We start from the raw sequence: 26,369 nt of genomic DNA, 5'->3' as shown, positions 1-26,369 counted from the left end.
ACCAACCTATCTGCGCTCCACGGCGAGGACGCCGGCATGCCTCAGGGCACGCTGCGTGGCGTCTGCGCGCGGCGTGCCCTCTCCATCCGGGTTGACAGGGCAAGCCCACCGCCGTAGCTTTCGCGTTAGTGATCACTAACGCGAAATACTGGACGGCGCTCGGCGATCCGACACGGCGCACGATCTTCGAACTGCTGGTCGACCGTCCCTCTTCGGTCAGCGGGCTCGCCAGCGTGCTGCCGGTAACAAGGCCGGCGGTCTCGCAGCATCTGAAGGTTCTCAAGGACGCCGGGCTGGTGGCCGACACGCGCTCGGGCAAGGARCGCATCTACCGGATCGACCCGGATGGCCTGGCCGCGTTCCGGGCCGAGATCGACCAGTTCTGGGTGAAGACGCTCRCAGCCTACGCGCAGCTCGTCGAGCAACCGAAGGAGGACGAAACATGATCAAGCAACCGGCACCGGCGCCCGTGAAACACTCAGTCGTCGTCGCGGCTCCGATCGCGCGTGCCTTCAAGGTGTTCACCGAGGATTTCGGCAATTTCAAACCGCGGGAGCACAATCTGCTCGCCGTCCCGATCGCGGAAACGATCTTCGAGCCGCGGGTTGGCGGCCACGTCTACGATCGCGGCGTCGACGGCTCARAATGCCGCTTCGCCCGCGTGCTCGCCTACGACCCGCCGAACCGGYTGCTTCTGAGCTGGGACATCAGCCCGCGCTGGCAGATCGAAACGGACCTCGCCCGCACCAGCGAGTGGGAAGTCCGCTTCACGGCTGAATCGGAAAACCGCACCCGCGTCGAAATCGAACATCGCCATATCGAACGGCATGGCCAGGGCTGGGAAGGCGTGCGCGGCGGGGTCGACAGCGATCAGGGCTGGCCGCTCTACCTGCAGCGGTACCAGGCGCTTTTTGCCCAGGCCGCCTGACAGCGCGGCCTGACGGCAGCGCGCCCTGCATCGAGGAGCGGCGCGCAACCCAAGCGGCCACAGCGATCGGAAGGAGCGAAGAAAATGGAAGCCTATTGGTTGAGCACCCTCGGCGTRCTCGCGCTCTGTCTCCTGTCGGTGGCGCTGGCGGTCTATTCCGGCTCGTCCAAGGGATTTGCYGGCAAGCTTTCGGGTCCGGTCATTCCCGCGGACGACGACAACCCGCTCTACCGGATCGACCGCGTCCACATGAACTCGGTCGAGGCGCTCGCCCCCTTCGTCGTGCCCGCGGTGCTGGCGATGATGGTCGGCGTCGGACCGTTGACGCTCGCCGTCCTTGTCTGGGTTCACCTTGCGATACGCTTCGTCCACATGGTCATCTACCTACGCGGCGGAAACGCGGCCAAAGGCGGCAGCGTCAGGACGATCCTCTATGTCTCGGGAGCGCTGGTCACCCTTGTCCTCATCCTCGTGACGGGGTGGGCAGCGCTTCGCTGAGCAGCGCTCGCTTTTCGCTTTGTCGGCGGAACCCTTGACCCGATCGGAGGTTCATCCCCTGTACAACCACAGGAGATGCGCCATGGACCACACCAGCCACGTCAGACTGACCAATGCCGAGCTAACCCCCGACATCCTCGAAGGCGCGACCATCTATGGTCCGGATGACGAGAAGATCGGCTCGGTCGACCACCTGCATGGCAGCCAGGTCGTCATCGATGTCGGCGGCTTCCTCGGCATCGGCGCCAAGCCGGTGGCCGTGACCGCCAGCCAGCTCGATTTCATGCGCGACGAGGACGGCGACGTGCATGCGGTCACCAGTTGGACAAAGGATCAGTTGAAGGCGATGCCGGAGCATCGCGACTGAAGCGCTCGTCACTGTGAATGAAGGAAGAGCCCGGGCTGGACAATTCGCCGGCCCGGTTTTCTTGTGCGGGCGCGGCAAAGTGTTCGCCGGCCGCCGAACATAAGAAAATCGCTTACCTCAGCCGCCTCACAATCTCGTTAGTGAGATTGTTCATGTCCGTGTCACAAGTCTCCATTGTACTTTCCGGATCGAACCCCGGAGGAGGCAAGGCGATGACGTGGAAAGCCGCGGCGGCATTTTGCTTGGCGACAACGGTGACGGGTGGGGCGATGTGCGGGCAGGCGATGGCCTGGGGCCAAGAGGGCCATGCGGTGATCGCCGAGATCGCGCAGCACAGGCTCAGCCAGAACGCCTATGACGTGATCGAGCAGCTTTTGCGCTCGCATCTGAAGCTGAAGCCGCCGGCCACCGCCTCGATGGCTTCGGTGGCGAGCTGGGCCGACGACTATCGCGCCGACCACAAGGAAACGTCGAACTGGCATTTCATCGACATTCCGCTGGCATCGAAGCCCGGCGACGCGGCCGCCAGCACGACCGCCTACGACCCGGCGCGCGACTGCAAGGACAATGCAAGCTTCGGCGTCTGCCTGATGCGGGCRCTGCCGGCGCAGGAGAAGATCCTGGCCGATCCGGCAAAAAGCGACGAGGAGYGCTGGCAGGCGCTGGCCTTCGTCATCCATCTGGTCGGCGACCTGTCGCAGCCGCTGCATTGTGTCGAGCGCCTGGACAACAACCAGGGCGACCAGGGCGGCAATACGCTGACGGTGAGCTTCAACGTCTACCGGCCGAAGCCGGACGGCTCGACCTATCGCGACCTCACCACCTTCCATGCAGTGTGGGATTCAAGCCTGATCCTGTTCAAATACTATGACTGGGGCAAGGTGGCGCTCGACCTCGAGACCGACGTCATCCCGCATCTCACGCTGATGCCGGCTGCCAACCAGACGCCGGAAAAATGGCTGGCCGAATGCCACGGCAAGGCGGAAGACGCTTATCGCGCGCTGCCGAAGGGCACGGTGATCAAGTCCGACAACCCGCACGCGGTGATCCTCGACCAGGCTTATTTCGACACATTCTCGCCGGTCGCCATCCAGCAGCTCGCGCTCGGYGGCCTGCATCTGGCCGCCGTGCTCAACGAGACGCTGGCGGCGGACAAGTAGGCGACTGCGCGTAGAGATCAGGCTGCGGGCAAACACACCGATGCGGCACCGGGCGAAGATGTCGGCAACCGCCGCCATGCACTTCAACTGTTTCCGGCCTTCTCGGTCAAGGCACGAACTTCCGTCGGCGTCATGCCGTAGCGCAGCCGGAACTGCCGATAGAAGGTGGACGGCTCATTGAAGCCTACCTCAAAGGCGATGTCGGCGATGCGCCGCAGCAACTGCCRGCGATCGGTAAGGCAGCTGTGGACATAGGCGAGCCGTTCGCCGTTGACATAGTCGGAAAAGCTTGTGCCCTCTCCGRCAAATAGCTGGCGGACATAGCGCTCGCTGATGCCGAACCTGCGCGACACCTGGCTGACATTGAGCCCGGGATCGGTGAGATTTCGGGCGATGTGCTGCTTGATGCCCGCGAGCCTGGCCGCGCGGACACCGGGGGGATGCGTATGGGCCTCCATGCCACCGAAAGAAACGGCAAGAAGATCGGTGATGTGGCGGGAAGCGAGAGGCGCGAGCGTCTCAGGCCCCTCCATGTGCAGAAGTGACCAGAGGTAATCGAAGAGCAACCGGTGTGCAGGGAGCGTGAGGCCGAGACTGTCGGGACGCACATCGTCGAGGTTCTTCACCAGCGGGGCCAGCAGCGAGCGCTTGAACTGAAGCGCCATGGTCCATTGCGAATCCTCGCTGGCGACCGAGTAGCGGCRGTCCATCGGGAAGATGGCGGCGGTGCCGGGATCGGTGCTGAAGTCGCCGCGCCCAGGCATGGTGAAGCGGTAGCCGCCCTTGTTCCAGGACAGGATGATATCGTCGTTGCCGTCGGCCATCAGGGCGCTGTTGCGCTCCCAGACCATGGGAGAGACGGTGCCCTTGGTGAGATTCATCTCAGGCAGGATCAGGGTGCGGGCCGAGAATCTGAGAGGCGTGTCGGCACGCGGCGTGATGTCCAACCGCATTTGGATGCGACCGTAGAAATCGCGAATGAACTCGTCCCGATGATCTTCGGGAATGTCGTCCGCCGAGAATGTAGCCACCCGATCAGCGCTCGGCATCGTGCTCCCTGTCGAAAACTCCCTGGGGTTGGACGGCGCCTGCCCGCGATTGGCGTTTGCCTGCCCGCTGGCGCTTGGGAACCATCATTTCCGCCCTGGTTCGAGCCTATCCAAAATGGTCTCTCAGCTTTCTGAAAATGAGTTAGGTGTGACAAATTTGCAAGACTGAAATTCTGGAACAACAACTGTTCCGTTATTGCAATTTTGACTTCCGTATTCGCCACACGCACCTGGATTTTCTCTGGTAGCGCTGCGTCGAAGGGGCGGTACTCGATTTTCACGTCCGCAGTGAGCGGACATGTCTTCGCAAATTGGCTGACGGCCCCGGAGACCCGCTCATGCATGAGCGGGAAGGAATGTGGACGCAATTTTTGAATTGGCAATCCAACGAGGAACGTATCCGATGAAGATCATACCCACGTCCATGGCCGCCATGGCGATCGTTCTTGCCGCCGGCAGCGCATTCGCGGCCGATGCGCTCGCCCCGGAAGCGGCACCGACGCCGCCGGTAGAGGAGAGCTTCAACTGGACGGGGCCCTATTTCGGCGGGTTCGGTTCGTTTRCCGTGGGCGACATGAACCTCAACTCGCGGCAGATCTTTGCCGACGGAAACCCGCCGCCGATCAACGGCGCGTTCGAGATTTCCGCGAGCGGCTTCCTCGGCGGCATCCAGGCCGGCTATGACTGGCAGTTCGACAACCGCTGGGTGATCGGTGCCGTGGCGGACATTGCCGCATCCAGCTATGGCGCTTCGGTCACGGCCTCGGTGGACGGCGCCGAGATCTTCAATGGCGAAGTGGACGTCAAATATCTCGGCACCGTGCGCGGGCGRCTGGGGCACGCCTGGGACCGCACGCTCATCTACGGCCATGGCGGCCTTGCCTTCGGCAAGACCGAGCAGACGCTGACCGTTGGCGGGACGACCGTCTTCAACGAGGAGCAGACACGCGCCGGCTGGACGATCGGCGCAGGTCTCGAGCACGCCATCACCGATCGCATTTCCTTCGGCACCGAGTATGCCTATGTGGACCTTGGCTCGAAGCAGATCCTCGACAATGGCGAGGGGCTGACGATCAAGGACGACGTAGCCTTCCACACGCTGAAGGCTTTCGTGAATTTCCGTTTCTGAGCGCCTCGCGATCTTTCCGATTCGCCACTCGCTTTGAGTCTTGTTCGATGCATGTCGCYCAGCCAAACCACGGCGCATTTTAAGCGACATGCGTCGACTGGTGAAAAGACGTGCAGCGGAAGGCAGTCCCGACGAAGAAAAAAGCCCGCTCCGGCATGCCGAAGCGGGCGCGGATTTTAGGACAGCAAGCTTACTTGCAGTCCTTGAGCATCTTCAGCGCCTTTTCGGCATTGGCCTGGGACGTGTAGGCCTTCGTCCCGGCGTCGGTCAGTTTCTTGCCGTCGGGCTTGGTGGAAACCACCGAGCATTTCTTGGTGGTGGTGTCCTTTGCCACCCAATACTGCGTGGCCGCAAATGCCGGCACGCTGAACAGCGCAACAACCGAAGCTGCAACCAAAACCTTGCGAATCATAGCGTTCTCCCAAGTTGAATGCGGTTCGACCCGTTCATCCGGGAGTGCTGTTGCCCGACAAGTGGATGAGCGAACCGAGCCGCCGGCCAGCCGTATCGTGAACCGGCCACCAGGGGCAATTTACAAAAATGTAAAGTTCGGCCGGGCTGCAGGGCCGTGAGACGAAGCTATCGGCGCACCACCGCGAGAAGACAGGCGCAGAGCCCCACATTGACCGTGGCGGCAACAGCGAGAGCGATCAGGACGAGATTGCCTCACGAAAAGAATGTCCAGAACACCTGGAAGACATAGCCAATGACCAATGATCCAGAAGCCGCGAGCGCAACGAACAGGGCGATGGTCGACGGCCTAAGAACCAAAGCCACAGCCATAACACCCCAAATGCTCACCGCACCCCCTGAAACAAGAAGCGCCATTGCCGCGCCGGGTGACATRCCAAGAGCAAGCAGACCTTGAACCAAAGGCAATGCGGCAAGGCCATCGAGATACATCGGCGCGCCGACCAGCACCGCAAGGGGGATGGCATAAGGAGAGTTCACTCCCACATAAGCGGTAAGGACATTGGACGGTAGAAGATCGCGCAGCAGGAACTCTGCCGAAAAGGCAAATGTCAGACACATCACAACGGYTCGCGTGGTGGAAACGAGATTTTCACCAAATGCACGCATGCGCGCCGGGTCGCGCCAGATCCTGAAAGAAACACCCGTTGGGAAGCACGCGCTACACCGTCCATCTTGCCTAATGCGTGATGCTCGCAACGGGTTTTGGACCATCTGCATGCGAGCCAACAGAGCAGTCACCGTACCCGAAAAGACCCCCAGCGCGAAGGCCGCAACCAGCTTTCCAATCGCGAATCCAGGACCGAGCAGCGCCCAGGTCGCGGTGAGCATGGTAGGGCCGGTAACGGGCGAGGAAAGCCAGAATGCCATAATCGGCGCAAGCGGAACGCCAGATGCAAGGAGTCCGGTCGTGAGTGGCAGCACCGTCACGCCGCATACAGGTATCACTGTGCCGATCGCAGACGCGGTCAAAACAGTTGCGACAGGCCGGCCCTTGAACCACCGCGCGGTGATATTCGCCGCTCCACTGGCCGCAACCCACGCTGAAATGACCAGCCCGATTGCAATCATCAACGCGACATCCATGAAACTCTGCAGGACGAAATGGACCGTCTCATAGACCCCTTGTGGCCACGTGAGCGCGACGACGAATGCCGCTGCAGCTGCGGTCACCAAGACAAGTTGCTTTCGTTGAAGCCTCGGAAGCGCGACGATCATGGCAGTACTCCCTTTGGTAGCCATCGATAGATCGCCATCTTCCATATGTGAAACGAATAGCTTAAATATCAGCTATGAGTACGGACGATGGGAAGAGCGCTCAGTTGGACAGCGAGTTGCTGCGCACGTTCCTCACGGTAGCCAAGGCGGGGAGCCTGAGTGGCGGCGCAGCTCGGCTGTTCCGGACTCAGTCCGCAGTCAGCCTTCAAGTGCAGAAGCTTGAGAACGCCATCGGGCAGCGTGTATTCGAAAGGCATGGCCGCGGGGTCGTCTTGACTGCTGCCGGCGAGCGGTTGCTGCCCGTCGCCCGCGACGTTGGCGAAATGCTGAACCAGGTAGTAGCCGATCTGCGTGGAGCGCCGGTCGAGGAGGAGATCCGCCTCGGCATACCCGAGGAGTATGGCGACACGGCTCTACCGTCTATTCTGGCCACCTTCACGGAGYAGGAGCCGACGGCGCGAATTTTTGTGCGATGCAGTTCGAGCATGGAGTTTCCGCGAGCGCTTGCTGCCGGCGAATTGGATCTCGCTCTGCACTCGCCGGAGCACGTCTCAGCGGACGACGTCGTTGTTCATAGCGAGCGCGCCGTGTGGGCCGGCTCTGCTTTCCACAGTGTCGAGACCCGGCGCCCCCTGCCTGTGGCGTTGTTCGATAAGGCTTGCTGGTGGAGGGAACGCTGTCTGGATCTTCTTCGGAAATCCGGACTGGACTATCAGATCGTTTGCACCAGTCAGAGCGTCTCGGGGATTCGGGCCGCGATCGCTGCTGGGGCCGCGGTCGGCGTACTGCCACAAAGCACGCTGACGGATCGGATCAGGATGTTGGTCGATGAGAGGCTGCCCCAGCTGGGCGAAACGCATCTGGTGCTCAGCGGCTCATCGACGGTTCCCCGACGGCTAGCAGACAAGTTGGCTGCGATCATCTTTCGAACGTTCGAAAGAAAGTGAGGCCGTTTGAGCGGCCTACAATTCCATGGGTTTCGTGCGTGCTGGAGAATCATCTGCGCACGACCRCCACAAGACAGGCGCAAAGCATCACATTAATAGTCGCCGCCAGCGCAAGCGTCGCCAACATAAGCGTCCCGTCGCCCATGCCAAGAAGCAGCGCACCGATCGAAGGAGCTGCCGCCTGGACGATGAGGCTGGGCGTCGCGAGCTTGCCCATCAGCGCCGCGTATTGCTGCGGGTCGAACAGCACCAGCGGCAGCGCGCCGCGCGCGATCGTGTGGATGCCGTTGCCGGCGCCGTAAAGGATCAAAGCGAGTGCAACGAAGGTCTGGCTCGCCAGGAGCAGCCAGATCCCGGCCGCGAGCAGCGATACGGATGTCAGCATCGTCCAGATCGGATGGTGCCGGTTGCGGCCGATCAGCAGCTCCGCCACCCGCGCTCCAACCTGTGAAGGGCCGACCAGGGCRCCAAGGCCGACGGCGGCCGCAAGGCTCACGCCGCGCAGTTGCAGCAGCGTCAGCAGGTGGACGGAGAGCATGGATGCGATCATCGCGGCCAATGTCAGGATGGAAGCCAGCAGAATGAACCGTGCCCGCGTCCTGCCCGCGGTCGACGCCTCCTTCGACCTGTCTTTCGTTGGCGCGGGCGCCGCGGGCGGAGACGGCGGTATCATCCGGAGATGGAGCGGCAAGCAGATCGCCAGATGGATGGCCGCGTAGGAGAGGCAGGCGATACGCCATCCGCCATGCTCGACCAGGAAGGCGCTGAGCGGCCAGCAGACCGTGCTTGCGAAACCGCCGAAGAGCGTCAGGTTGGTGATGGCGCTTCRCGCGCCCTGTCCATAGAGGCGGCCGAGCGTTGCGAAACCGGCATCGTAGAGGCCGCTCGACATGCCCAGCCCCATGAGCAGCCAGGCAATCAGGTAAAGGGGATAGGTGGTTGCCGTCGCCAGCAGCGAATGCGCTGCGGCCAACAGCAACGAGCTCACGGCAAGCACGGGCCGACCGCCATGGCGCTGGATCAGCCGCCCGGTAACGGGAGAGACCAGCCCGGCAAGCAGCAGCCCGCAGGACAGCCCGGCAACGACCGACGCAAGCGACCAGCCGGTATCCCTGGCAATCGGTGCGGCAAGAACGGCGGGCAGATAGTAGGACGATCCCCAGGCGAGGATCTGTGTGACGCCGAGAGCCGAGACGAGGAGATGGCGGCTGCGGGCGAGCGGTGCCGTGGCTTCCAATCAGACTTGCCCCGGCCCGTAGGCGACCTTCYCGCCGTCCTCCTTGACGAACTCGTGCACCGGATTGTCGAGCAGCGGCAGTACCGCTTCCGAAGGCCGGCACAGCCTCGTGCCCTTGGGCGTTTCGACGATAGGCCGGTTGATCAGGATCGGATGGGCGAGCATAAAATCGATCAGCTCGTCGTCGCTCCATTTCGGGTCGGCGAGGCCTAGTTCGGCGTAAGGCGTTCCCTTTTCCCGCAACAACCCGCGCGGGTTGATCCCCATCGCCGCGATCAGTTCCAACAGCCGTTCGCGACTCGGCGGCGTCTTCAGATACTCGATCACCACAGGTTCCTCGCCGCTTGCGCGGATCATGGCGAGCGTGTTGCGCGAGGTGCCGCAGGCGGGATTGTGATAGATCGTGACCGTCATGGCTCTGCTTTCAGTGGCTGGTGTTGCTGAACGGTTTCGGGCTTGAGCAGCCAGCCCATCAGTGCCAGCGCGATCAAGGCGCCGGCCAGCTCGGCGGCAATGAAGCCTGGCAGATCGACCGGCCTGATGCCGGAAAAGGTGTTGGTGAGCGAGCGCGCCACGGCGACGGCGGGATTGGCGAAAGACGTGGACGCCGTGAACCAATAGGCCGCCGTGATATAGAGCCCGACCAGCCACGGCACGGCCCGTCGCTCGAAACGGAGGCCGGCGAGAATAACGGCGACAAGGCCGAATGTCGCGACCACYTCCGAGAACCACTGCGCCGGTCCGGCACGCAGCTTGGTTGCGACCTCCAGCATCGGCAGGGCGAACATGAGGTGCGCCGCCATCGTGCCGGCAATGCCGCCGGCGACCTGCGCGACGAGATAGGCAACGAGATCGCGGGCTGGCAGCGACCGGTTGAGGCGGAACACCAGCGAAACGGCCGGATTGAAATGCGCGCCGGAGATCGGGCCAAGGACGGTGATCAACACCACCAGCATGGCGCCGGTCGCAAGCGTGTTGCCAAGCAGCGCCAGCGCTGTGTCATGCGTCAGCGTCTCGGCCATGATGCCGGAACCGACGACCGTCGCCACCAGCAGACCGGTGCCCAGGGCTTCAGCCGCGAACCGGCGCGGAAGATCAAAAATGTTCATCGATCAGCCTTGCGTTGGGCACCGGGGCGCGTCGATCACTGCCGCGTCCCCTCGCCCGGCCGGCAGCAAGGCGCCGCAAGCGCCGGCGCGCAGATTTCCGGGCGGCCCGAGCAGCAATCCTCCATCAGGAAGCGGATCAGCCCGGACAGCGCATCGTACTCGGCACTGTAGACGATCGAGCGGGCATCGCGCCTCGCGGTCACGAGGCCAGACCGTTCCAATTCCTTGAGATGGAAGCTGACATTGGAGGGCGAGACCTCGACTTGTTCGGCGAGGGAAYCGGCGGAAATGCCTTCCGGTCCGGCGACGACCAACAGGCGCAACAGGCRCAGGCGTGTTTCCTGCGACAGCGCGCCAAAGGCGATCAAGGCTTGACGTTCATCCACGTTTCAATAATCCTTGAAATATTGAAATGAGGAATAGCCGACATGCTCTCTTCTGACAACCGGAAAAACGTCACCCCGGTCGACCCCTCCGACCTGACCATCGGCGATCTCATGGCGGCGCTGGCCGATTGCAAGGACAAGCCATTGGTGTTCCGCTACGGCGGACGGGCGGTGAAGCCGGGCTACCATGTCACCGAGGTGAAGGCGGGAAAGTTCGCGGCGCTGGATTGCGAAGCGAATCCGGAATCATGGTCGGAGATATTCGTCCAGCTATGGGACGTGGACGAAGGCGGCCCGGTCCATATGCCAGCCGGCAAGTTCGCCGCGATCATCCGCAAGGTTTCGGACCATGTCGCTCTCGATCAGGCGGCGAAGCTGACCTTTGAGGTCAGTGACGGCGTCCGCCCCATGGAGTTGCACCGGGCGGCTCAGCCAAGCGTCGTTGGCGGTGTCATCGAGGTCGAGCTGACGCCACGACCGGCAAGCTGCAAGCCGCGCGACCGCTGGCTGAAGGAACAGAAGGCGGCAAGCCAGCCATGCTGCGGGGCGAGCCGCTGTTGCTGATCCTGCGAATGGTGCCGCGTGACGCCRCTTCAGAACCGGATCATGCCGTTGGCCTGCAAGAGGTAGAGGCCCACGACGACGATGGCGATCAGCGCCACCCAAACCGCTGTCCTGCTCACGCGCGAATTCCCCGTTAACCGGCAGCCATGAACGCGCACCGCGATTGCGTTCCCCTGTRCCGGGTCGCACGTCGTCCCGGGCAGGATCAAATCACGAATTGCTGAGTGGCGTGCGGCCATGCATAGTGGCTGCGATGGCGCCTGGTTGAGAACCGGCGAGATTGGCCATGGACGACAAAGCGGACAATCCGGGGGTCGCGGTGTTCCCGCCGCTGCTCTTTCTCGTGGCGCTGATCGCGATGCTCGCGCTGCGCTATGTCTGGCCGCTGGCGATTGGTGGCCGGCCGCTCACCATTGTGCTCGGCATCGTGCTGGCAGCACTTGCGATTGCGATCATAGCCTGGGGACGCTCGACCATGTTGCGCGGCGGTACCAATGTGAACCCGACATTGCCGACCACCGCGATCCTCACCAGCGGCCCGTTCGGCTTAACCCGCAATCCGCTCTATATCGGCCTGATGGGGCTGCTTCTCGGGATCGGCCTGCTGTTTGACACTTGGTGGGCCGTCATCGCCCTCGTCGCGAGCTTCCCCATCCTGCATTATGGCGTGGTGCTGCGCGAGGAAACCTATCTGGAGCGCAAGTTCGGCGAATCCTACCGCTCGTACAGGGCGAGCGTGCGCCGCTATCTTTGAGTGTCAGTCCTTCGGCGCGTTGCTGTAGAGCGCCACGCCAAGGCGGTCGTTGCGCCGCCACCGCACCAAAGCGCGATAGGCCATGTCGTCGGCTGGAACCTCGAGCAGGAAGCGTTCCGGGATGTCCATACCGGCGGCCACGCGCAATTCCGCGCCCTGCTCGTGCTGATTTCTGACCGAACAGCCGATCCTGACGCCATTGGCAATGATCGTGGCTTCCTTGAGCACGAATTCGCGCACATGAAGGCGGCGCTCGGTCTCGGGATATTCGGCCATAGGCGACGGACTCCTCGGGCGAGGCTCTCCTCGCCACGGGGCTGCACCCTAGCAGCGAGGCGTTTCCGTTCCGTTAGCGATCGCTGAAACGGCGGACTTCGCCTTCGCCGGCGACCGCTCGTCGCCAGGCAAGCGCTTTTCCAGCGCTATCTCGCGCCGGCCATCACCCCGCTCGCATGCAGCACCCAGCGATGGCCGTCGCCGCGGAATTCGGTGTGTGACAGCGGCTCGATGTCGATCTTCCAGACGGCGGAGAGCGGCGCGCCCAGCACATGCACGACGGCGGCGCGGATCGGCACGGCATGGGTGAGCGCGATGGTGTGGCCGCCCTCGCCGGCCAGGCGCTCCATCAGCGCCGCGCCACGCAAGGCGACCGCGGCAAGCGACTCGCCGCCATGGGGCGCGGCGTCCGGATCGGAAAGCCAGGCCGCCATGCCTTCTGGGTCCTCGGCCTGCACCTCCTCGAAACCTTTGCCGGCCCAGCGTCCGAAATCCTGCTCGGCAAGCAACGGCTCGACCGTCGCGTCCAGGCCGAGCGCCTCGGCCGTCCGCCGTGCGGCGAGCGCCGGACTCGTCCAGACGCGGTCGGCCCGGCGCAGCGACGAAGCCATCGCGCCGGCGCGCTTGAGAGCGCTCGGCTCCGGCGCCTCGTCCTTCGGAAAGCAGCCCTTGCGCGTGCTCTGCGTCGCGCCGCTTGCGATCATCGTCAGGCGGGCGAACATCCCAAAACTCCGTGGTCCAGTGAAATTTCAGCCGCGCGAGGCCGCGTTGGCCATTACATGTCGTTGACAGGCGAACGAAGTGCTGACAAGTGTTTTAGCGCTATACGGGATTGGAAGCCGGTGCGAGTCCGGCACGGTCGCGCCACTGTGATCGGCACAAGCCGAAAGTCAGGCCTTATTCCVCAGCATTGTTCGATCAACGGGACGCAGTATCCCAAGGGAGGTCAAATATGTCCGACACCACTTTCGCCCCCAGCTACGGTCCGGTTGCGATTCCGGTCCGCGAGCTTCTGCCTTGGGCCATCTTCGCCGGCCTGATGCTGATGCTGATGCTCTATTTCGTCGGCGCGGAAGAAGGCGCGACCTCGCTGATCCGTGGCACGGCGGTGCACGAATTCGTGCATGACGGCCGCCACCTGCTCGGCTTCCCCTGCCACTAAAGCGGTTCAGCATCGCTGAACCCGCTTTCGACAAAGGGTTCTTGAACATGGTCGGAAAACTCTTGCTGCGCGGCATGCTTGTCGGGCTGGTTGCAGGGATTCTGGCATTCGCCTTTGCTCGCGTCTATGGCGAGCCGCAGGTCGATAAGGCGATCGCCTTCGAGGAACAGCAGGCCCAGGCCACCGGCGAGGCGCCGGAACCCGAGATGGTCAGCCGCGCCACGCAGGCCGGCATTGGCCTGGCGACCGGCGTGCTGATCTATGGCGCCGCCCTTGGCGGGCTGTTCTCGCTGGTCTTTGCCTATGCCTATGGCCGGCTGGGCTCGCTCGGCCCGCGCGGCACCTCGGCGCTGATCGCGCTGCTCGGCTTCCTGGCCGTGATCGTGGTTCCGAGCCTCAAATAMCMGGCGAACCCACCGGCTGTCGGYAATGCCGAGACAATCGGTTACCRCACAGAGCTGTTCTTCATCATGATCGTGGTGTCGATCGCGGCGATGGTGGCGGCGGTCGGCCTGGCGCAACGGCTGTGGAACCGGCTCGGCGCCTGGAACGCCTCGATCGTCGCGGGCCTGGCTTTCCTCGTCGTCTTCGCGCTGGTGAAGGCGGCGCTGCCCGACATCAACGAAGTGCCGGAGACCTTCTCGGCGACGGTGCTTTGGCAGTTCCGGGTCGCCTCGCTCGGCATCCAGCTTGTGCTGTGGACCGTCGTCGGGCTCGGCTTCGGTGCGGTTGCCGAACGCGTGGTCGCGGTGCGCGACCAGCGCAGCCCTGCCCGCCGCTACGCCTGAAATCCGATGCGTTGGCCGCCACGGTTCCGCGCCCTGGCGGCCAATTTCTTTTTGGCGACCCTTTTCGCCCTCCTCCTGGCAGCCCCGGCCCAAGCCCATAGCGGATCTTCCGCCCCTCCGCCTCCCGGCATCCAGATCCCCAGCCTCACCCATGGCCAGATGGCGGTGATCGCGCGCTATCGCGGCGACATTCTCGCACTCGCGCAAGCACAGACGGTGACCGATCCGACCTTCCGGCGGCTCTACAATCACGGCAACCTGCAATACACCTACTGCCTTTGGGGCCTGATGCCGGGCAGCCTCGGCGATGAGGAGAGCCCGTTCAACGAATGCAGCCACGCCTATCTCGCCACCGCCAAGGCGCTGCTCACCTACATGGCGACGATGCCGTCGGCAGCGCATGGGGCGAAGGCGTTGATCTCCGACATCGATGCCGAGATGGTGCGCAGCGGCGCGTCCTGGATCCTGTGCCAGTTCAGCGGCGAGACCTTCAGCACCGGCGCGGTGATCGAGCCGCGCTGGCGGACTGTGTTCTTGCACCTGCCGAGCCTCGCGGTGCTTCTTGCGACCACCGCAGCGCTGATCGCGGCCAGTTGGATGATCTTCGGCAGACCGCGGCCCCGCACAGCCTAGCCGCGGGCCTCGTGCTGGCGTAAGCACGRCAATTGTCCGGCTCCCGGATTCGCAGTCGCCAGCCATGTTCGCCCCCGAAGCCTTCGCCGTCACCGCCGCCTTGTGCAGCGCGCTGAGTTCCATGTTCCTCAGCGAGCTCAAAGGCCGCGTTCCCCTCCTCCAGCTTGCCCGCTGGCAGATGCTCGCGACCTTCGTGATGACAGGCTCGGTGTCGCTGGCGATCGGCGGCTGGCACACGATCGGACCAAGGGAGTTCTGGCTGCTCGCCGGATCGAGCTTCGCCGGCATCAGCATCGCCAGCACGACCTATTTCGCCACCATCTATTCGGTCGGCCCGCGCATCACGGCGCTGCTCTTCTCGCTCACCTCGCCTTTCGCGCTGGCGCTCGGCTATCTCGTGCTCGGCGAAACCATCAGCCGCTGGCAGGCGCTCGGCGTGGCGCTGGTGCTTGCGGGCATCGTGCTCGCCATCGGCATGCCGCGGCGCTTCCTCAAGCGCGGCGACCTGGCGCCGGCGATGCCGGTCGTCACCCCTTCCACCGTGCCGGTCAGCACTGTGCCCGGCCCGCCGCTCACCGGGCGCCTCGGACCAGGCATCGTGCTCGGCGTGACGACGGCGCTCGGCCAGGCGATCGGTACCCTTTTGGCGCGGCCGGCCATGGCTGCTGGCGTCGAACCCTTCACGGCCATGGCGCTGCGCTCGGGCCTCGCCGTGATCCTGTTCGTCGCCCTTGCCGCGACGCCGTTCGGCAGGGGCAAGCGGGAGGCCGCCCAGTTCGGCACGGTCGGGCTCGCCGTGCTGTCCGCCTTCGTCGGCACCTCGCTCGGCATGTCCTGCCTGATGGCCGCGCTGCGCACAGGCAATGTCGGCATCATCTCGACGCTGTCCTCGATGACGCCGGTCATCATCTTGCCGATGGTGTGGCTGCGCAGCGGRCAAAGGCCGACCGCGGCCGCCTGGGCCGGCGCGCTGTTGGCCATCGCCGGCACGGCGCTGATCAGCGTGCGGTGACGCGTTGCGCATGAGGCTCGCGCCGAAAGGGAGAAAAACACGCAAGCCGGCGGCCTGATGACCGAGCGCATCACAATTGCGCGAGCGTGACGGCATCTCGGAATGGCAGACGTTTTCCATTTGGGCGCCTGGGCTGAACACAGGAGCAAATCATGCGTGGAAAAATCATAACTGGCCTCGCGTTGGCAGCCTCCCTTGGAATTGCCCAACCCTCGCTTGCCGCACCCGACTGGAAAGCGGTAGCGCAGGCGCTCGGGAAATCCGGCCAAGAGGTGCCAGGGGGCATCTATCGCGTCGGGCTGCCTCGTTCGGACCTGAAAGTCACTCTCGACGGCTTGGAACTCAAACCAGCCTTGGCGCTCGGTTCGTGGCTCGCATTCAAGCCCATGGGCGATCACGACGCCATGGTGATGGGCGATCTCGTCTTGACCTTGCCCGAGATCGACCCGGTGATGATGAAACTGATCGAAAGCGGCATCGAGATCACGGCTCTCCATAATCACCTGCAGAGGGCCCAGCCGGAGACGATGTACATGCACGTCCTGGCGCACGGCGATCCGGAAAAGTTGGCTACGGCGCTGCATTCGGCGTTGCAGCAAAGTGGAACGCCGCTTTCGGACGCACCGGCGAGCGCCGCCGCTGCTTCGAAAGCGATCGATCTCGACACGCAAACCATTGACAAGACGCTTGGCCACAAAGGCAAGGTCAACGGCGGTGTCTATCAGATCAGCATCCCGCGCGCAGAGACCATCAAAGACGATGGCATGGATGTGCCCGATGCAATGGGCTCCGCGATTRCCATCAACTTCCAGCCCACCGGCGGTGGCAAGGCCGCGATCACCGGCGATTTCGTTCTGATCGCATCCGAAGTGAACCCGGTGCTACGAGCTTTGYGGGAAAGCGGGATAGAAGTGACCGCCGTGCACAATCACATGCTCGACGATCAACCCCGGCTGTTCTTCATGCATTTCTGGGCGAATGACGATGTCGGGAAGTTGGCCAAAGGGCTGAAGCTGGCGCTCGATCAAGCACACCTCAGGACGRGTAGCTGATCTTCGACGCAATCCCGGCGGGATTCCGAAGGGCCGTTACGCTGCATCGGTCCGTTTGGCGTCAAACAGCCCAGCTACGAGGCGGAAGGYGAACATCGACGCCGCGCGCCCTTAGTGTTGCGTTATCGCCAGGTAGATTTCGCGCTGGTACTCAAAGAGTGCCTATATCATCCATTCGCGTGCTCATGGTGGTGGCCTTCAGGCTCGGCCATGGCAAAGGGCAGATCCTCGCTGTCGGAACCCGCAGCCAGTTGCAGCCTGGCGCTGAATTCGTGCGGCTCAGCCGGGGCGACCAGACTTTGCAGGTAGTGATGGTCGCCGCCGACCGGCGACAGCGGCAGGCTTTCGACCGCGCCGTCCRCCCTTTCGATGGCGACGTTCGCCCGCAGGCCCTCGGCGTGACGCGACAGGCGCAGCCGCATGCGCTCGCCCTGCGGCGTGTCGACGATCTCGAGCAGCCCGCTGGCGAGCTTGCCGGAGACCAGGAACGGATCGGGCGCATGATGGTGGCCCCCTTCCGTCCGTGGCTCGGCAAAGCGCACCGTGGCGACGTCGAGCGCGGGAATGTGCGCGGAGAGCTCGGCCTTGAGCGATGCGGCGATGTTGTTCGCGGCGGCGAGCAGCAGCCCATCATTGACCGCGATTTCCACGTCGACATGCAGCTTGTGGCCGAGCCAGCGGGCCTTCGCGTCGACCACCCTCTCGATCCCGACGACATGGTCGGCGGCATGATGAATCTCGCCGACGAGGCCGGGCTCGACGCCGTCCAGCATGCGCGTCAACACCGAGCGCGCCGATTGCCAGACGATGYCGAAGATAGCGGCGGTGATGATGAGGCCGATGATCGGGTCGGCCAGCGGATAGCCGAGCCAGAYGCCGAGCGCGCCGGCAACGACGGCAAGACTGGTGAGCCCGTCGGTGCGGGCGTGATAGCCGTCGGCGATCAAGGCCGCGCTGTTGATCTGGCGGCCGACGCGGATGCGGAACACGGCCACCGCCTCGTTGCCGAGGAAGCCGATCACGCCGGCCGCGGCGAGCCAGCCCAGGAACTGCACCGGCTGCGGGTTGAACAGGCGGTTGACGGCTTCATATCCAGCCACAAGCGCGCTCGCCAGGATGATGAGCACAATGACGATGCCTGCCAGGTCCTCGGCCCGGCCGAGACCGTAGGTGAAGGTGCGGGTCGGCTTTCGCCGCACCAGCACGAAAGCGATCCAGAGCGGAATGGCCGTGGTCGCGTCGGCGATGTTGTGGATGGTGTCGGCAAGCAGCGCCACGCTGCCCGAAGCCATGACGACGACGATCTGCAGGGCGGCGGTGATCGCCAGGATCACGAACGACCACTTGATCGCCCAGATGCCGCGATCGGTGGTGGCGATGGTGGCGTCGATCACGCCATGCGTATGGCCGGGCGGTCCGTGGCCATGCCTCCCATGGTCATGCCCGCTATGGTCATGTCCATGCGTGCCGAAGCCGAACCAGTCCAGAATTTTTCCCACATCAACCGCCTCACAAATATTTGGTGAGCTGCTTCAGCTCCTTGAGCGTGTCCCTGGTCGGCTCGCCGCCTTCGACAAGGCAATGCTCCATATGGTCGTGGATCAGCTCGCGCTTGGCGTTGCCGACGGCGCTTTCGACGGCGTGGAGCTGTTGGGCGAGATCGAGGCAGGAGCGGCCTTGCTCGAACATGGCGAGCACGGCGGCGAGATGGCCGTGCGCGCGCTTGAGCCGGGCGATGATATCGGGATGGGAGCTGTGTATCGTCATGCCGCAACCTATCCCCCAGGGTAGGATGTGGCAAGCGATGCATCGCAAATCCGACGGAGGGAACGGATGACGCGGCTTGGACGATTATCTCCAGTCTTGATCAAGCAGACTTGCGGACGGGCTTCGTCTTCGACGGAGCCTTGATGCCTTCCTTGGCGAGGCTCTTCTTCAGCACCGCAGCCAGATCGATGACGTTTTCCTTCGGCTTGGGTGCGGCCTTCGGCAGCTTCTTGCCCTTGCGTTTGGCATCGATCATCGCGATAAGCGCATCCTCATAAGTGTCCTGGAATTTCGACGGGTCGAACTTCGTTACCTTCTTGTCGATCAGGAGCTCGGCGATCTCCAGCAGGTCCTTGTCGTATTTCGGCGACTTCAGATCCTCGAAGACGCTTTTCTCCGAAACCATCTCGTTGTGGGTACGCAGTTCGGTGAGAAGCATGCCMTTGTCGAAGGGCTGGATCACCACCTCGCGGCCGCGCTGGTAGAGCACCACGCAGGATCTTGCAGCGACCCGCTTCTCCTTCATCGCCTCGCGCAGCACACTGAAGGCCTCCAGGGCCGCGCCGTCGGCGGGAATGAGATAATAAGGCTTTTCCAGGTAGCGAGTATCGATGTCATCCAAGGCCACGAACTCATCRACCTCCAGCGTATGTGCCGAAGTAAGCTTCAGCTTCTTGATCTCGTCGGGYTCGATCTCCACGAAATCATCCTTCTCTAACTCGAAGCCCTTGGTCTGATCTTCGGTCTCGACTACATCACCCGTCTGCTCGTCGACATAGGCGCTTTTCACCGGCAAGCCGTCCTTACGGTTCAGGATCTTGAAATGAACCTTTCCGGCTTCGCTGGTCGCGCCGACCAGCTTCACGCCGCACGAGACCGACCCGACCTTCAGAAAACCCTTCCAAACCGCGCGTGGCGCAACCATATGCCGCCCCTGTTGTCGTTGTGATCACAAGGAACATCTGGCGGCCCGCGTGGTTCCGCGCGGGCCAAGCCACAGCACCTCGGTGGGCAAGACGGCAGGCATATGCGAACGGTGCTCGGCCTTGCGGTCGATCGAGGCACGCGCATCACCTTCCCGATGCTGTTGATGGCATCGCCCGGCATGGCGACTGAACGCAGTATCTGCCGCACAATCTGGCTTCAGGTGATCGGCCGGGCCATAGCGGCAGGTAGCTCAGAGGCAACCAAACACTTGTTTTCTCGTTTATTTCAGCAGCTGCCGGCGCCGTCATGTCGACAGCAATTGGCTCCCGGCCAACAACCGCACGGAGCAGAAAGGAGGCCGCAATGATACGGCCCGTTGTTGAAATAGGGGACAGGGTGGCAGTGGTCGCGACGGTGACCGAGCGCGTCAAGGATCGCGTGACGCTGACGCTCGACGGCAACAGCCATAGTTATTCGATGGTCGAGCCCAACGCCAAGGTTGGCGACAAGCTCAGGCTCGAGGGCGAGGTCGTCCATGTCGATGACGACCTCGGCCGCACGACCGTGCAGGTGCTGGGGCGCGTGAGCGTCGACACCAAGTCGGTCGAGATGATCACGCGACGTTGCGACCTCGACCATATCGGCTCCAATGTGCCTGGCCACCCGCGCCCACGCACCCCGCCGAGACCGCATGGATGACGCGATCGCCACCACGTCGCGAAAACTAACTAGTGCCGCTTGAAATACTGCACTTCGCGTTCGTGCTTTTCGGCCGCTTCGCGCGACTTGAAGGTGCCCAGATTGCGGCGTTTGYCGGTCCTGGGATCGATCTTGCGCGAATAGAGCCGATATTCGCCCKATTTCAGCTTGCGGATCATGGGCGCCTCCTTATGAACCAAGACTTTAACCTGACCGGGACCGTCGCGGTTCCAGGCAGGGCGTCCCGCCCCCTTTTGCGGCCCGGCCGAAAAAAGGCGCCGCTGTCGGTGAACCATTTCACGGACGCAAACGGCCAAATGTCGGAATCGACGCCGCAACGACACGATTTGGTCGGATTATTTGTATTCAAATGACTTTGGCGACGTTATGCGGATGTCGCTGACGTGCCGGATCTGAGGAGGGTGAGATGGTTACGGCGAAGCTTCACGGCGTTGAACTCGTCAGAGGCCAGAAGTGGACGGTGCGTGTCACCGCCTACGGTACGACGCTCATCTTCCCCTTCGAAGCCGAGCAGCATGCGCGCTCCTATGCCGACGGCCAGGCCTTCCGCCTCGGCGTCGAGGTTGTGGAACTGAAGGATTGCGCCTGAGAAGGCCGAGCTCTCGATCGCCACATGGCCTGAAGACCCRCTCGCCCGTATATAGGGCCGCATGTCTATGCTCGATATGGCAAAGCAGTGGGCGCGCAAGATCAGGCGCGATGTGGTGGCGCTCTGGATCGCCGCCCGCGATCCGCGCGTGCCCTGGTACGCAAAAGCCACCGCAGGCGCCGTCGCGGCCTACGCGCTGAGCCCTGTCGACCTGATCCCGGACTTCATCCCGATCATCGGCTATCTGGACGACCTGCTGATCGTGCCTGTCGGCATCATGCTCGCGGTCAAGCTGGTCCCAGCCGATCTGATGCAGGAATTCCGCGAAGAGGCCATGCGACGCGAGAAGCCGGTGAGCAAGGCCGGACTCGCCTTCATGATCGCGCTCTGGGCCTTGGCGGCAGTGGCCCTTATCTGGCTGTTCTGGCCGAAGYCGRYTTAAAGCATGTCTCCCGAAAGTGGGAACCGGTTTCGGGGCAAAGACATGTGTAGAATCAAAAGCCCAAAGCGCAGGGAGCGAATCTGAAAGATCGCGACACGCTCTAGGCGCTTCAGCCGGCATGACCGCGCATGCGCCAGCAGCGCCTTACTTAACATATACATTAGCCGTGCCTTGTATTTTTTGCAAATCAGGACCATGCTAGTGAGACGCGCGAAACGACATGCGCAACGGGTGGGTCAAAAAGGGTCAAGCGTGATGGRGTTCGCAGTCTGCTAYGACCACAGCAGTTTCGATCTGGCGCGGTCGATCTTCCTCGATGTCACGGCATTCTTCGCACTGATGGCGCCATGGGCGATCGCGCGGCTGGTCRAGATATCACGCGGGGATGGCGCAGCCCGGCTACAGGCGGCCTGAGGCTGAAAGCCGCAAGGACCTAAAGCGCGTCGCGAGCCTTCAGATTCGCTCCATGCGCTCTTGGTTGTTGATTCTGCGCATGTCTTTATCCCGAAATCGGTTTCCACTTCGGGAGACATGCTTTAGCCGTCGCGGACGACCTTTCGGATCGGCAGGTCGCCGAGCAACGCCGAACAATCGATCTCCTCCTGGAAGTGCGCCTGCGGATCGAGCACCAGCCACGAAGCGTGGGTGCGAAGATCCTTCAGCCTGGCGTTCTTTTGTGCGCGCGCCAGGCGCTCGGCCTCGGCAAGCGAGGCCTGAAAAGGTCTTTCGGCCTTGTGATGATGAGGGATCCTCGACATCGCGGCGGAAAACGCGCCTGCCCGCCTTTCGTTCCGCGCTAGAATGCCGGCCCCGCGCATCCGTTAATTGCGCCGTGTCTCGAAGGATATCGGACGTGGGAGGCCGAATCGACGGTTGGGGTAGCCCGGCCTGCCTTGGCGGTAAAAGAGTACGGCTCTTTGACAGRCAGGCCGGGCTGAAGCGCCGACCATTGGGTTTCCTTGGGGGGAGCCGGCGCAGGGATAGAGTGTCTACTTCCCGTTGCGCCCGCAATTGTTGCTGAGGTCCTATGCGCCAACGCAATGGTCCGACCGGCGGCGTCAATGAAATCCATCCGGCGCCGGAGCGCCCGAACGTCAGGCCCGCGTGGGACGGCTGCCTTTTTGCAGTGTACTTTTGACGAAAAGCTCGGCGTGCCGCGCCCATTCCGCTTCCACGACACCGTTCTCACGAACAGACCGCTTGAAAGCCTCCCGCAACGCCTCGAGCTCAAAAACCGACAGCCGCTGATTTCTTTTTTTCTTGTCTGTWCCGGCGTCCATAATGCGTTGCCAAGACCCCCAAGGTTTTAGCCCGTTATATATGCGGCGGTCGTTCAGACCATCAACAGCTTGGCCCTGACTTCTTTTGGGGGCAAGTTTTGCCGCGACTCCAGCGGCTTGTATCGGGATGGAGCGGCCGATGGGACGCGGCGTTGCGAGCGGGCGGCCGATGGGTGAAGCGCTATATGATTGGAACTACAACGAAGGGCGGATGACGGTAGACGGCCGGCATCCATCTCAAGGCAGCGCTATATCCACCGAAGCATATGTCTTTTGATGTGGACCTCGGGCCTAAATGGTGATTGTCTCGGCACGTAGAGCCGCAAGAGATGATCCAGATCCAGGTGGCAACCGGCCCGCGTCTTCCCCGTCAACAGGAGTGGCGCGGGCTTTTGCCGTCGGGAAGCATGAGCAACCTTCCCCGGCCGCGAATCGGAGCCGCCCGCCGGTGCGGGCCGGCAAACCGCCCGCCATTAACCTTCCCTACGGGCACGGACCAAGGTCGGTGTCGCAATTGCCTGCCCTCGCCTATACTCTCCTGGACGGGTGGGTGAGCGGTGCCGATGTTTGGGAGGTATTTAAAACGTCTTGCACGAATCTGGAGCGGGCTCTCGCTTGCCTGGCAGTTCGTGATCGCGGGCGGCATCGGCCTTCTGGCGGTGATGYTCGTGGTCGGACTGTGGGTGACATCGCAAATCCGTGACGGCGTCCTGCACAATTCCGCGGCCACCACCGCGCTCTATGTCGATAGCGTGATCGCGCCGCTGCTGCCCGACATGCGCAAGAGCCAGGAGCTGGACGACACCGTCAAGCGGGCGCTGGACGAGACGCTCGGCCAAGGGGCCCTTGGGAAAAGGCTGGTCTCGTTCAAGCTTTGGCGGCGCGACGGCACGATTCTCTATTCGAAGGACGCCAGCCTCATCGGCAGGCAGATCAAGCCCAACGTCAATCTCGTTGCCGCTTTCGCCGGCAATGTCATGGTCAGATACAACTCCAACAGGCTCGCAGACGAGGAAGACGAGAAAGAACGGTCGATGGGGGTCCCGCTGCTCGAGATCTACAACCCGGTGCGCGAACCCTGGTCGGGCGAGGTCGTGGCCGTGTCTGAATTCTACGAATTGTCCGGCGATTTCGAGGAATCGCTGCACTCGGCCCTGTTATGGAGCTGGCTGGTGGTGGCAGGCGCCACGGCGGCGGCGCTTGCCCTGCTCTCTGGCATCGTATTCCGGGGCAGCCGCACCATCGTTACCCAGCAGGCGGCGCTCGAGGCMAAGGTCGCGGAGTTGCAGGCGGCGCTGGCGCAGAACTCGACGCTGCGGCAGCGCGTTCAGCGCGCCTCGCGCCGCGCCGCCGCCATCAACGAGCGTTATCTGAGGCGCATAGGCGCCGACCTGCATGACGGGCCGGCGCAACTCGTGGCGCTCGCCGCGCTCAGGATGGACAGCCCGGCGCTGGTCGATCCGACCACGTCGAGCACGCTGCGCGAGGCCGAGATCGCCGGCATCCACAAGACGCTCGGCGAAGCGATGCGCGAGATACGCGGCATCTGCAACGGACTGGTGCTGCCGCAAATCGAGACACAGGCCATCGCCGACATCTTGCGGCTCGCGGTGGCCGAGCACGAGCGGCGCACCGACACCAAAGTGTTGCTAACCCTACCGGAGCGCTTGCCGGAACTCGGCACCTCGGAAAAGATCAGCATCTATCGCTTCGTGCAGGAAGGCCTGAACAACGCCTTCCGGCACGGCAAGGGCAAGGGCCAGCAAGTCAGGGCCACGACGAAAGGCGGCAAGCTTCTCGTCGAGGTTGCGGACAACGGCCCGGGCTTCGATCCGGCCCGAAGCGAGGGCCTTGGGCTTGCCGGCCTCAGGGAGCGTATCGAAAGCATAGGCGGACAGTTCGAAACGCTGACCGGCCCGGGAGGAACAAGACTGGTGATCACCTTGTCTGTCGAGGAGCAACCGTGAGCACGTCCATCCGCATCGCAATAGTCGACGACCATCCCCTGTTTCGCGAGGGCGTGGCGCGCAGCCTCGGCGAAATAGGCGGCTTCGAACTCGTGGGCGAAGGCGCCAGCGCCGAGGACGCCGAAAGGCTGGCGCGCACCAGCACGCCCGATATCCTCCTGCTCGACATCAGCATGCCGGGCGGCGGTCTCAATGCGCTCGCCGGCATCCTTTCAACGATGCCCGAGCAGAAGATCGTCATGCTCACCGTGTCGGAGACCAATGCCGACGTGGCCCAGGCGCTGAAGGCCGGCGCGCGTGGCTATGTGCTGAAAGGCGTCGGCTCCAAGGCGCTGGCCGAGATCCTGCGCGACGTCGCCAACGGCCAGAGCTACGTATCGCCGAGCCTCTCGGCGAGGCTGCTTTCCGACCTTCTGCAGCCCACCGGCGGCAAGCCTGATCCGCTCAGCCAGCTCACCGGCCGCGAGGCCGAAATCCTGAAACTGGTCGCGGAGGGGCTGAGCAACAAGGAGGTCGCCGCCCGACTGTCGCTGCAGGAGAAGACGGTCAAGCATCACATGACCAGGGTGCTGGCCAAGCTCAATGTGCGCAACCGCACCGAGGCGGCGCTGCTGATGCATGAGGCGAGGGAAAGGAACTGAGGAACTGAGGAACTGAGGAAGAATTAACGAAACTGGAGAGCCAAGAGGGACTCCTCTCTTCAATTTTTCGATTTCTTCAGCTCCTCAATTTCTCCAGTTCCTCAGTTCTCATCCCCTCACAGGTTCAGCAGGCGCGACACGTCCTCCTCCGTCGCCTGCCGCTCGATGATGGTGCGGCCTTGCGCGTCCATCATCTCGAAACGGCCGTTCTCGACCTGCTCCTTCATGCCGTTGCGATGAATGACGGTGACCTTGTCGCCGTCGATGGAGAGCGTGTCGCCGGTTGCGGCATTGGTGTAGCTGTTCTTGCCGCCGGGATTGGTGTTGCCMTTGCCGCTGTTGTTGCCCGGCCCGGCATTGGGGTTGCCGCCGCCGGCATTGCTGTTGCCGTTGTTGCCTTGGCCATTGCTGTTGCCGTTGTTGCCGCCATTGCTGGAATTCGAGCCRCCGGCCGAGCCGGAATTCGAGCCACCGGCGGAACCCGAATTGCCGCCGCTGCCGTTTCCGCCACTGCCGTTGCCGCCTCCATTGCCATTGCCGTTACCGGCATAGGCGGCGGATGCGAGCTTGGTCATGCAGCCCGGCTTCACCAGACAGGGCGCGACGACAATCGACAGCGCGGCAACGACGCGCAGCATAAGGTGGGCAGGCCCTTTGCAGGCTGGTTGGTGCATTCGGTCCTTTCCTGCGGGTCCGTCTCGGCATTGCCGAAGTTCCGCTCACGGGAAAGGCGCAACGGAACCAGTGTCTTGGCCGGCAAGGATTCACATTCCGGCAGAAGACGAAAGCGGCCCACGACCCATGCCCCGACCGGTCGGACCATTTCCGCCGGCATGACTGACCAATGTCGCAGGCGGCGGGACGTCGCCGGGTTTTAAAAAATTACCCCCGCACGAAGGCGGGGGTAAGGTGAGTAGCCAAGTTCTACCGCAAGACGATCAGGACCGCAGAGACGAAGCAAAAGGTGGCAACCTGATTTTGCAGCGCTGACCTTCGGTCCCTTAAGATCTAATCCCGATAAAACCTCGCTCTCACAAACTCTATCTCACAAACTCTTCAGGCGATTGAGATCGGCCATGGTGGCCTTGCGGTCGACGATGGTGCGTCCGTATTTGTCTTCCATCCTGAACCGGCCGTTCTCGATCTTCTCCTTCATTCCATTGYGGTGCGTGACCTGGATTTTGGTGYGGGTGGCCTCAACCTTGTCGCCCGTCAGGGCGTTCACATGATCATCGACATCGGCGGTGCTTGCCGCGCTGGCGCTGCTGTTCTTGCCGCTGTTGCCGTTTCCGTTGT

34 protein-coding genes, 1 pseudogene and 1 riboswitch are annotated in these 26,369 nt (G+C 63.0%); of the genes and pseudogenes, 19 read left to right on the top strand and 16 right to left on the bottom strand.

Annotated features, from left to right (window positions below; genetic code table 11):
- Positions 1-128 precede the first annotated feature (128 nt).
- The 5 genes from LCM4576_RS31110 (at position 129) to LCM4576_RS31090 (ending at position 2,953) form a co-directional block, all read left to right on the top strand.
- Positions 129-446, top strand: a complete 318-nt coding sequence (locus LCM4576_RS31110; protein ID WP_071036205.1) for a helix-turn-helix transcriptional regulator — start codon at positions 129-131, stop codon at positions 444-446.
- Positions 443-928, top strand: coding sequence for an SRPBCC family protein (locus tag LCM4576_RS31105; protein ID WP_071036204.1), 486 nt, complete (start codon positions 443-445; stop codon positions 926-928). The genes LCM4576_RS31110 and LCM4576_RS31105 overlap by 4 nt, the downstream gene beginning before the upstream one ends.
- A gap of 84 nt (positions 929-1,012) precedes the next feature.
- Positions 1,013-1,426 carry an MAPEG family protein gene (locus LCM4576_RS31100; RefSeq protein WP_040980342.1) on the top strand — a complete coding sequence of 138 codons (414 nt, stop codon included), beginning with the start codon at positions 1,013-1,015 and terminating at the stop codon, positions 1,424-1,426.
- 82 nt (positions 1,427-1,508) lie between these two features.
- On the top strand, positions 1,509-1,793 hold the full coding sequence (locus tag LCM4576_RS31095) for a hypothetical protein (RefSeq protein ID WP_040980340.1): 285 nt from the start codon (positions 1,509-1,511) through the stop codon (positions 1,791-1,793).
- A gap of 212 nt (positions 1,794-2,005) precedes the next feature.
- Complete coding sequence (locus LCM4576_RS31090; RefSeq protein ID WP_157901250.1) at positions 2,006-2,953, top strand: S1/P1 nuclease; 948 nt, start codon at positions 2,006-2,008, stop codon at positions 2,951-2,953.
- Positions 2,954-3,036: 83 nt separating this feature from the next.
- Here LCM4576_RS31090 and LCM4576_RS31085 read toward each other — a convergent pair whose 3' ends face one another.
- Positions 3,037-3,900, bottom strand: coding sequence for an AraC family transcriptional regulator (locus tag LCM4576_RS31085; protein ID WP_157901249.1), 864 nt, complete (start codon positions 3,898-3,900; stop codon positions 3,037-3,039).
- A gap of 505 nt (positions 3,901-4,405) precedes the next feature.
- Here LCM4576_RS31085 and LCM4576_RS31080 point away from each other — a divergent pair.
- The gene (locus LCM4576_RS31080) at positions 4,406-5,131 is read left to right on the top strand and encodes an outer membrane protein (protein ID WP_083361586.1); all 726 of its coding nucleotides are present in this window, start codon (positions 4,406-4,408) and stop codon (positions 5,129-5,131) included.
- A 190-nt stretch (positions 5,132-5,321) separates the two neighbouring features.
- Here the strand turns inward: LCM4576_RS31080 and LCM4576_RS31075 are convergent, their stop codons facing one another.
- Both LCM4576_RS31075 and LCM4576_RS31070 read right to left on the bottom strand, forming a co-directional pair.
- Positions 5,322-5,543, bottom strand: coding sequence for a hypothetical protein (locus LCM4576_RS31075; protein WP_040980336.1), 222 nt, complete (start codon positions 5,541-5,543; stop codon positions 5,322-5,324).
- 254 nt (positions 5,544-5,797) lie between these two features.
- Positions 5,798-6,820 carry a permease gene (locus tag LCM4576_RS31070; RefSeq protein WP_083361589.1) on the bottom strand — a complete coding sequence of 341 codons (1,023 nt, stop codon included), beginning with the start codon at positions 6,818-6,820 and terminating at the stop codon, positions 5,798-5,800.
- Positions 6,821-6,924: 104 nt separating this feature from the next.
- Here LCM4576_RS31070 and LCM4576_RS31065 point away from each other — a divergent pair, with 104 nt between their 5' ends.
- Positions 6,925-7,767, top strand: coding sequence for a LysR family transcriptional regulator (locus LCM4576_RS31065; RefSeq protein ID WP_198540343.1), 843 nt, complete (start codon positions 6,925-6,927; stop codon positions 7,765-7,767).
- Positions 7,768-7,816: 49 nt separating this feature from the next.
- Here the strand turns inward: LCM4576_RS31065 and LCM4576_RS31060 are convergent, their stop codons facing one another.
- The 4 genes from LCM4576_RS31060 to LCM4576_RS31045 are packed head-to-tail and all read right to left on the bottom strand — an operon-like array spanning position 7,817 to position 10,499.
- A complete protein-coding gene (locus LCM4576_RS31060; RefSeq protein ID WP_071036200.1) occupies positions 7,817-9,004 on the bottom strand; it encodes an MFS transporter in 1,188 nt (395 codons plus the stop codon).
- Entirely contained in the window at positions 9,005-9,418 is a 414-nt protein-coding gene (gene arsC, locus LCM4576_RS31055; RefSeq protein ID WP_071036199.1) for an arsenate reductase (glutaredoxin), read from the bottom strand.
- A complete protein-coding gene (locus LCM4576_RS31050; protein ID WP_041009297.1) occupies positions 9,415-10,113 on the bottom strand; it encodes an MIP/aquaporin family protein in 699 nt (232 codons plus the stop codon). Before LCM4576_RS31050 ends, arsC begins: the two co-directional genes overlap by 4 nt.
- A 35-nt stretch (positions 10,114-10,148) precedes the next feature.
- Positions 10,149-10,499: a helix-turn-helix transcriptional regulator gene (locus tag LCM4576_RS31045; protein ID WP_071036198.1), complete on the bottom strand. Its 351-nt coding sequence runs from the start codon at positions 10,497-10,499 to the stop codon at positions 10,149-10,151.
- 42 nt (positions 10,500-10,541) lie between these two features.
- On the opposite strand from LCM4576_RS31045, the gene LCM4576_RS31040 reads away from it, so the two are divergent.
- Positions 10,542-11,063, top strand: coding sequence for a DUF6428 family protein (locus LCM4576_RS31040; RefSeq protein ID WP_071036197.1), 522 nt, complete (start codon positions 10,542-10,544; stop codon positions 11,061-11,063).
- A gap of 286 nt (positions 11,064-11,349) precedes the next feature.
- A complete protein-coding gene (locus LCM4576_RS31035; RefSeq protein ID WP_071036196.1) occupies positions 11,350-11,817 on the top strand; it encodes an isoprenylcysteine carboxylmethyltransferase family protein in 468 nt (155 codons plus the stop codon).
- Positions 11,818-11,820: 3 nt separating this feature from the next.
- On the opposite strand, the gene LCM4576_RS31030 is transcribed toward LCM4576_RS31035, so the two are convergent.
- Positions 11,821-12,093 carry a PilZ domain-containing protein gene (locus tag LCM4576_RS31030; RefSeq protein ID WP_071036195.1) on the bottom strand — a complete coding sequence of 91 codons (273 nt, stop codon included), beginning with the start codon at positions 12,091-12,093 and terminating at the stop codon, positions 11,821-11,823.
- 146 nt (positions 12,094-12,239) lie between these two features.
- Entirely contained in the window at positions 12,240-12,815 is a 576-nt protein-coding gene (locus tag LCM4576_RS31025; protein WP_071036194.1) for a histidine phosphatase family protein, read from the bottom strand.
- Between the two features lie 85 nt (positions 12,816-12,900).
- A riboswitch (adenosylcobalamin (AdoCbl) riboswitch) is annotated at positions 12,901-13,044 on the top strand.
- Between the two features lies 1 nt (position 13,045).
- On the opposite strand from LCM4576_RS31025, the gene LCM4576_RS31020 reads away from it, so the two are divergent.
- The 5 genes from LCM4576_RS31020 (at position 13,046) to LCM4576_RS31000 (ending at position 16,740) form a co-directional block, all read left to right on the top strand.
- Entirely contained in the window at positions 13,046-13,255 is a 210-nt protein-coding gene (locus LCM4576_RS31020) for a CbtB domain-containing protein (RefSeq protein WP_040980324.1), read from the top strand.
- A 47-nt stretch (positions 13,256-13,302) separates the two neighbouring features.
- Complete coding sequence (locus LCM4576_RS31015; RefSeq protein WP_071036193.1) at positions 13,303-14,043, top strand: CbtA family protein; 741 nt, start codon at positions 13,303-13,305, stop codon at positions 14,041-14,043.
- 159 nt (positions 14,044-14,202) lie between these two features.
- The gene (locus LCM4576_RS31010; protein WP_052457633.1) at positions 14,203-14,676 is read left to right on the top strand and encodes a hypothetical protein; all 474 of its coding nucleotides are present in this window, start codon (positions 14,203-14,205) and stop codon (positions 14,674-14,676) included.
- Between the two features lie 64 nt (positions 14,677-14,740).
- On the top strand, positions 14,741-15,688 hold the full coding sequence (locus LCM4576_RS31005; RefSeq protein ID WP_071036191.1) for a DMT family transporter: 948 nt from the start codon (positions 14,741-14,743) through the stop codon (positions 15,686-15,688).
- A gap of 152 nt (positions 15,689-15,840) precedes the next feature.
- Positions 15,841-16,740, top strand: a complete 900-nt coding sequence (locus tag LCM4576_RS31000) for a DUF1259 domain-containing protein (RefSeq protein ID WP_071036190.1) — start codon at positions 15,841-15,843, stop codon at positions 16,738-16,740.
- Between the two features lie 167 nt (positions 16,741-16,907).
- Here the strand turns inward: LCM4576_RS31000 and LCM4576_RS30995 are convergent, their stop codons facing one another.
- The 3 genes from LCM4576_RS30995 to LCM4576_RS30985 form a co-directional block, all read right to left on the bottom strand.
- Entirely contained in the window at positions 16,908-18,239 is a 1,332-nt protein-coding gene (locus LCM4576_RS30995; RefSeq protein WP_071036189.1) for a cation diffusion facilitator family transporter, read from the bottom strand.
- Positions 18,240-18,249: 10 nt separating this feature from the next.
- Positions 18,250-18,507, bottom strand: coding sequence for a metal-sensing transcriptional repressor (locus tag LCM4576_RS30990; RefSeq protein ID WP_071036188.1), 258 nt, complete (start codon positions 18,505-18,507; stop codon positions 18,250-18,252).
- Between the two features lie 100 nt (positions 18,508-18,607).
- Positions 18,608-19,432 carry a Ku protein gene (locus tag LCM4576_RS30985; RefSeq protein ID WP_071036187.1) on the bottom strand — a complete coding sequence of 275 codons (825 nt, stop codon included), beginning with the start codon at positions 19,430-19,432 and terminating at the stop codon, positions 18,608-18,610.
- 365 nt (positions 19,433-19,797) lie between these two features.
- Between LCM4576_RS30985 and LCM4576_RS30980 the strand changes: the two genes are divergently transcribed.
- Positions 19,798-20,133 carry a hypothetical protein gene (locus LCM4576_RS30980; protein ID WP_131803328.1) on the top strand — a complete coding sequence of 112 codons (336 nt, stop codon included), beginning with the start codon at positions 19,798-19,800 and terminating at the stop codon, positions 20,131-20,133.
- 29 nt (positions 20,134-20,162) lie between these two features.
- On the opposite strand, the gene LCM4576_RS36155 is transcribed toward LCM4576_RS30980, so the two are convergent.
- A complete protein-coding gene (locus tag LCM4576_RS36155) occupies positions 20,163-20,312 on the bottom strand; it encodes a hypothetical protein (RefSeq protein ID WP_116398052.1) in 150 nt (49 codons plus the stop codon).
- Between the two features lie 248 nt (positions 20,313-20,560).
- On the opposite strand from LCM4576_RS36155, the gene LCM4576_RS30975 reads away from it, so the two are divergent.
- Both LCM4576_RS30975 and LCM4576_RS30970 read left to right on the top strand, forming a co-directional pair.
- A complete protein-coding gene (locus LCM4576_RS30975) occupies positions 20,561-20,743 on the top strand; it encodes a hypothetical protein (protein WP_041010878.1) in 183 nt (60 codons plus the stop codon).
- A 61-nt stretch (positions 20,744-20,804) separates the two neighbouring features.
- Positions 20,805-21,185, top strand: a complete 381-nt coding sequence (locus LCM4576_RS30970; protein WP_071036185.1) for a YkvA family protein — start codon at positions 20,805-20,807, stop codon at positions 21,183-21,185.
- A 536-nt stretch (positions 21,186-21,721) separates the two neighbouring features.
- Here LCM4576_RS30970 and LCM4576_RS30960 read toward each other — a convergent pair.
- Positions 21,722-21,943, bottom strand: a complete 222-nt coding sequence (locus LCM4576_RS30960) for a hypothetical protein (protein WP_041009275.1) — start codon at positions 21,941-21,943, stop codon at positions 21,722-21,724.
- Positions 21,944-23,028: 1,085 nt separating this feature from the next.
- On the opposite strand from LCM4576_RS30960, the gene LCM4576_RS30955 reads away from it, so the two are divergent.
- On the top strand, positions 23,029-24,432 hold the full coding sequence (locus LCM4576_RS30955) for a sensor histidine kinase (RefSeq protein WP_071036182.1): 1,404 nt from the start codon (positions 23,029-23,031) through the stop codon (positions 24,430-24,432).
- Positions 24,429-25,073 carry a response regulator transcription factor gene (locus LCM4576_RS30950; RefSeq protein WP_071036181.1) on the top strand — a complete coding sequence of 215 codons (645 nt, stop codon included), beginning with the start codon at positions 24,429-24,431 and terminating at the stop codon, positions 25,071-25,073. The genes LCM4576_RS30955 and LCM4576_RS30950 overlap by 4 nt, the downstream gene beginning before the upstream one ends.
- Positions 25,074-25,189: 116 nt before the next feature.
- Here the strand turns inward: LCM4576_RS30950 and LCM4576_RS36670 are convergent, their stop codons facing one another.
- Together LCM4576_RS36670 and LCM4576_RS36665 are read right to left on the bottom strand one after the other, a co-directional pair.
- Positions 25,190-25,747, bottom strand: a complete 558-nt coding sequence (locus LCM4576_RS36670; RefSeq protein WP_071036180.1) for a hypothetical protein — start codon at positions 25,745-25,747, stop codon at positions 25,190-25,192.
- Between the two features lie 371 nt (positions 25,748-26,118).
- Positions 26,119-26,369: pseudogene (locus LCM4576_RS36665) on the bottom strand (hypothetical protein); the annotation flags it as partial.

This window comes from Mesorhizobium sp. LCM 4576 (assembly GCF_001854815.1).
GTDB classification, from domain to species: domain Bacteria; phylum Pseudomonadota; class Alphaproteobacteria; order Rhizobiales; family Rhizobiaceae; genus Mesorhizobium; species Mesorhizobium plurifarium.
The sequence above is the reverse complement of the archived record's forward strand: the minus strand, read 5'-3'. Positions and strand labels throughout refer to the sequence as shown.

Bases quoted from the DNA above. Each gene is read 5' to 3' on its own strand.
- LCM4576_RS31095 (WP_040980340.1), top strand. From the start codon at position 1,509: ATGGACCACACCAGCCACGTCAGACTGACCAATGCCGAGCTAACCCCC.
- LCM4576_RS31075 (WP_040980336.1), bottom strand. From the start codon at position 5,543: ATGATTCGCAAGGTTTTGGTTGCAGCTTCGGTTGTTGCGCTGTTCAGC.
- LCM4576_RS31040 (WP_071036197.1), top strand. From the start codon at position 10,542: ATGCTCTCTTCTGACAACCGGAAAAACGTCACCCCGGTCGACCCCTCC.
- LCM4576_RS31035 (WP_071036196.1), top strand. From the start codon at position 11,350: ATGGACGACAAAGCGGACAATCCGGGGGTCGCGGTGTTCCCGCCGCTG.
- LCM4576_RS31030 (WP_071036195.1), bottom strand. From the start codon at position 12,093: ATGGCCGAATATCCCGAGACCGAGCGCCGCCTTCATGTGCGCGAATTC.
- LCM4576_RS31025 (WP_071036194.1), bottom strand. From the start codon at position 12,815: ATGTTCGCCCGCCTGACGATGATCGCAAGCGGCGCGACGCAGAGCACG.
- LCM4576_RS31020 (WP_040980324.1), top strand. From the start codon at position 13,046: ATGTCCGACACCACTTTCGCCCCCAGCTACGGTCCGGTTGCGATTCCG.
- LCM4576_RS31010 (WP_052457633.1), top strand. From the start codon at position 14,203: ATGGCGGTGATCGCGCGCTATCGCGGCGACATTCTCGCACTCGCGCAA.
- LCM4576_RS30990 (WP_071036188.1), bottom strand. From the start codon at position 18,507: ATGACGATACACAGCTCCCATCCCGATATCATCGCCCGGCTCAAGCGC.
- LCM4576_RS30980 (WP_131803328.1), top strand. From the start codon at position 19,798: ATGATACGGCCCGTTGTTGAAATAGGGGACAGGGTGGCAGTGGTCGCG.
- LCM4576_RS30975 (WP_041010878.1), top strand. From the start codon at position 20,561: ATGGTTACGGCGAAGCTTCACGGCGTTGAACTCGTCAGAGGCCAGAAG.
- LCM4576_RS30960 (WP_041009275.1), bottom strand. From the start codon at position 21,943: ATGTCGAGGATCCCTCATCATCACAAGGCCGAAAGACCTTTTCAGGCC.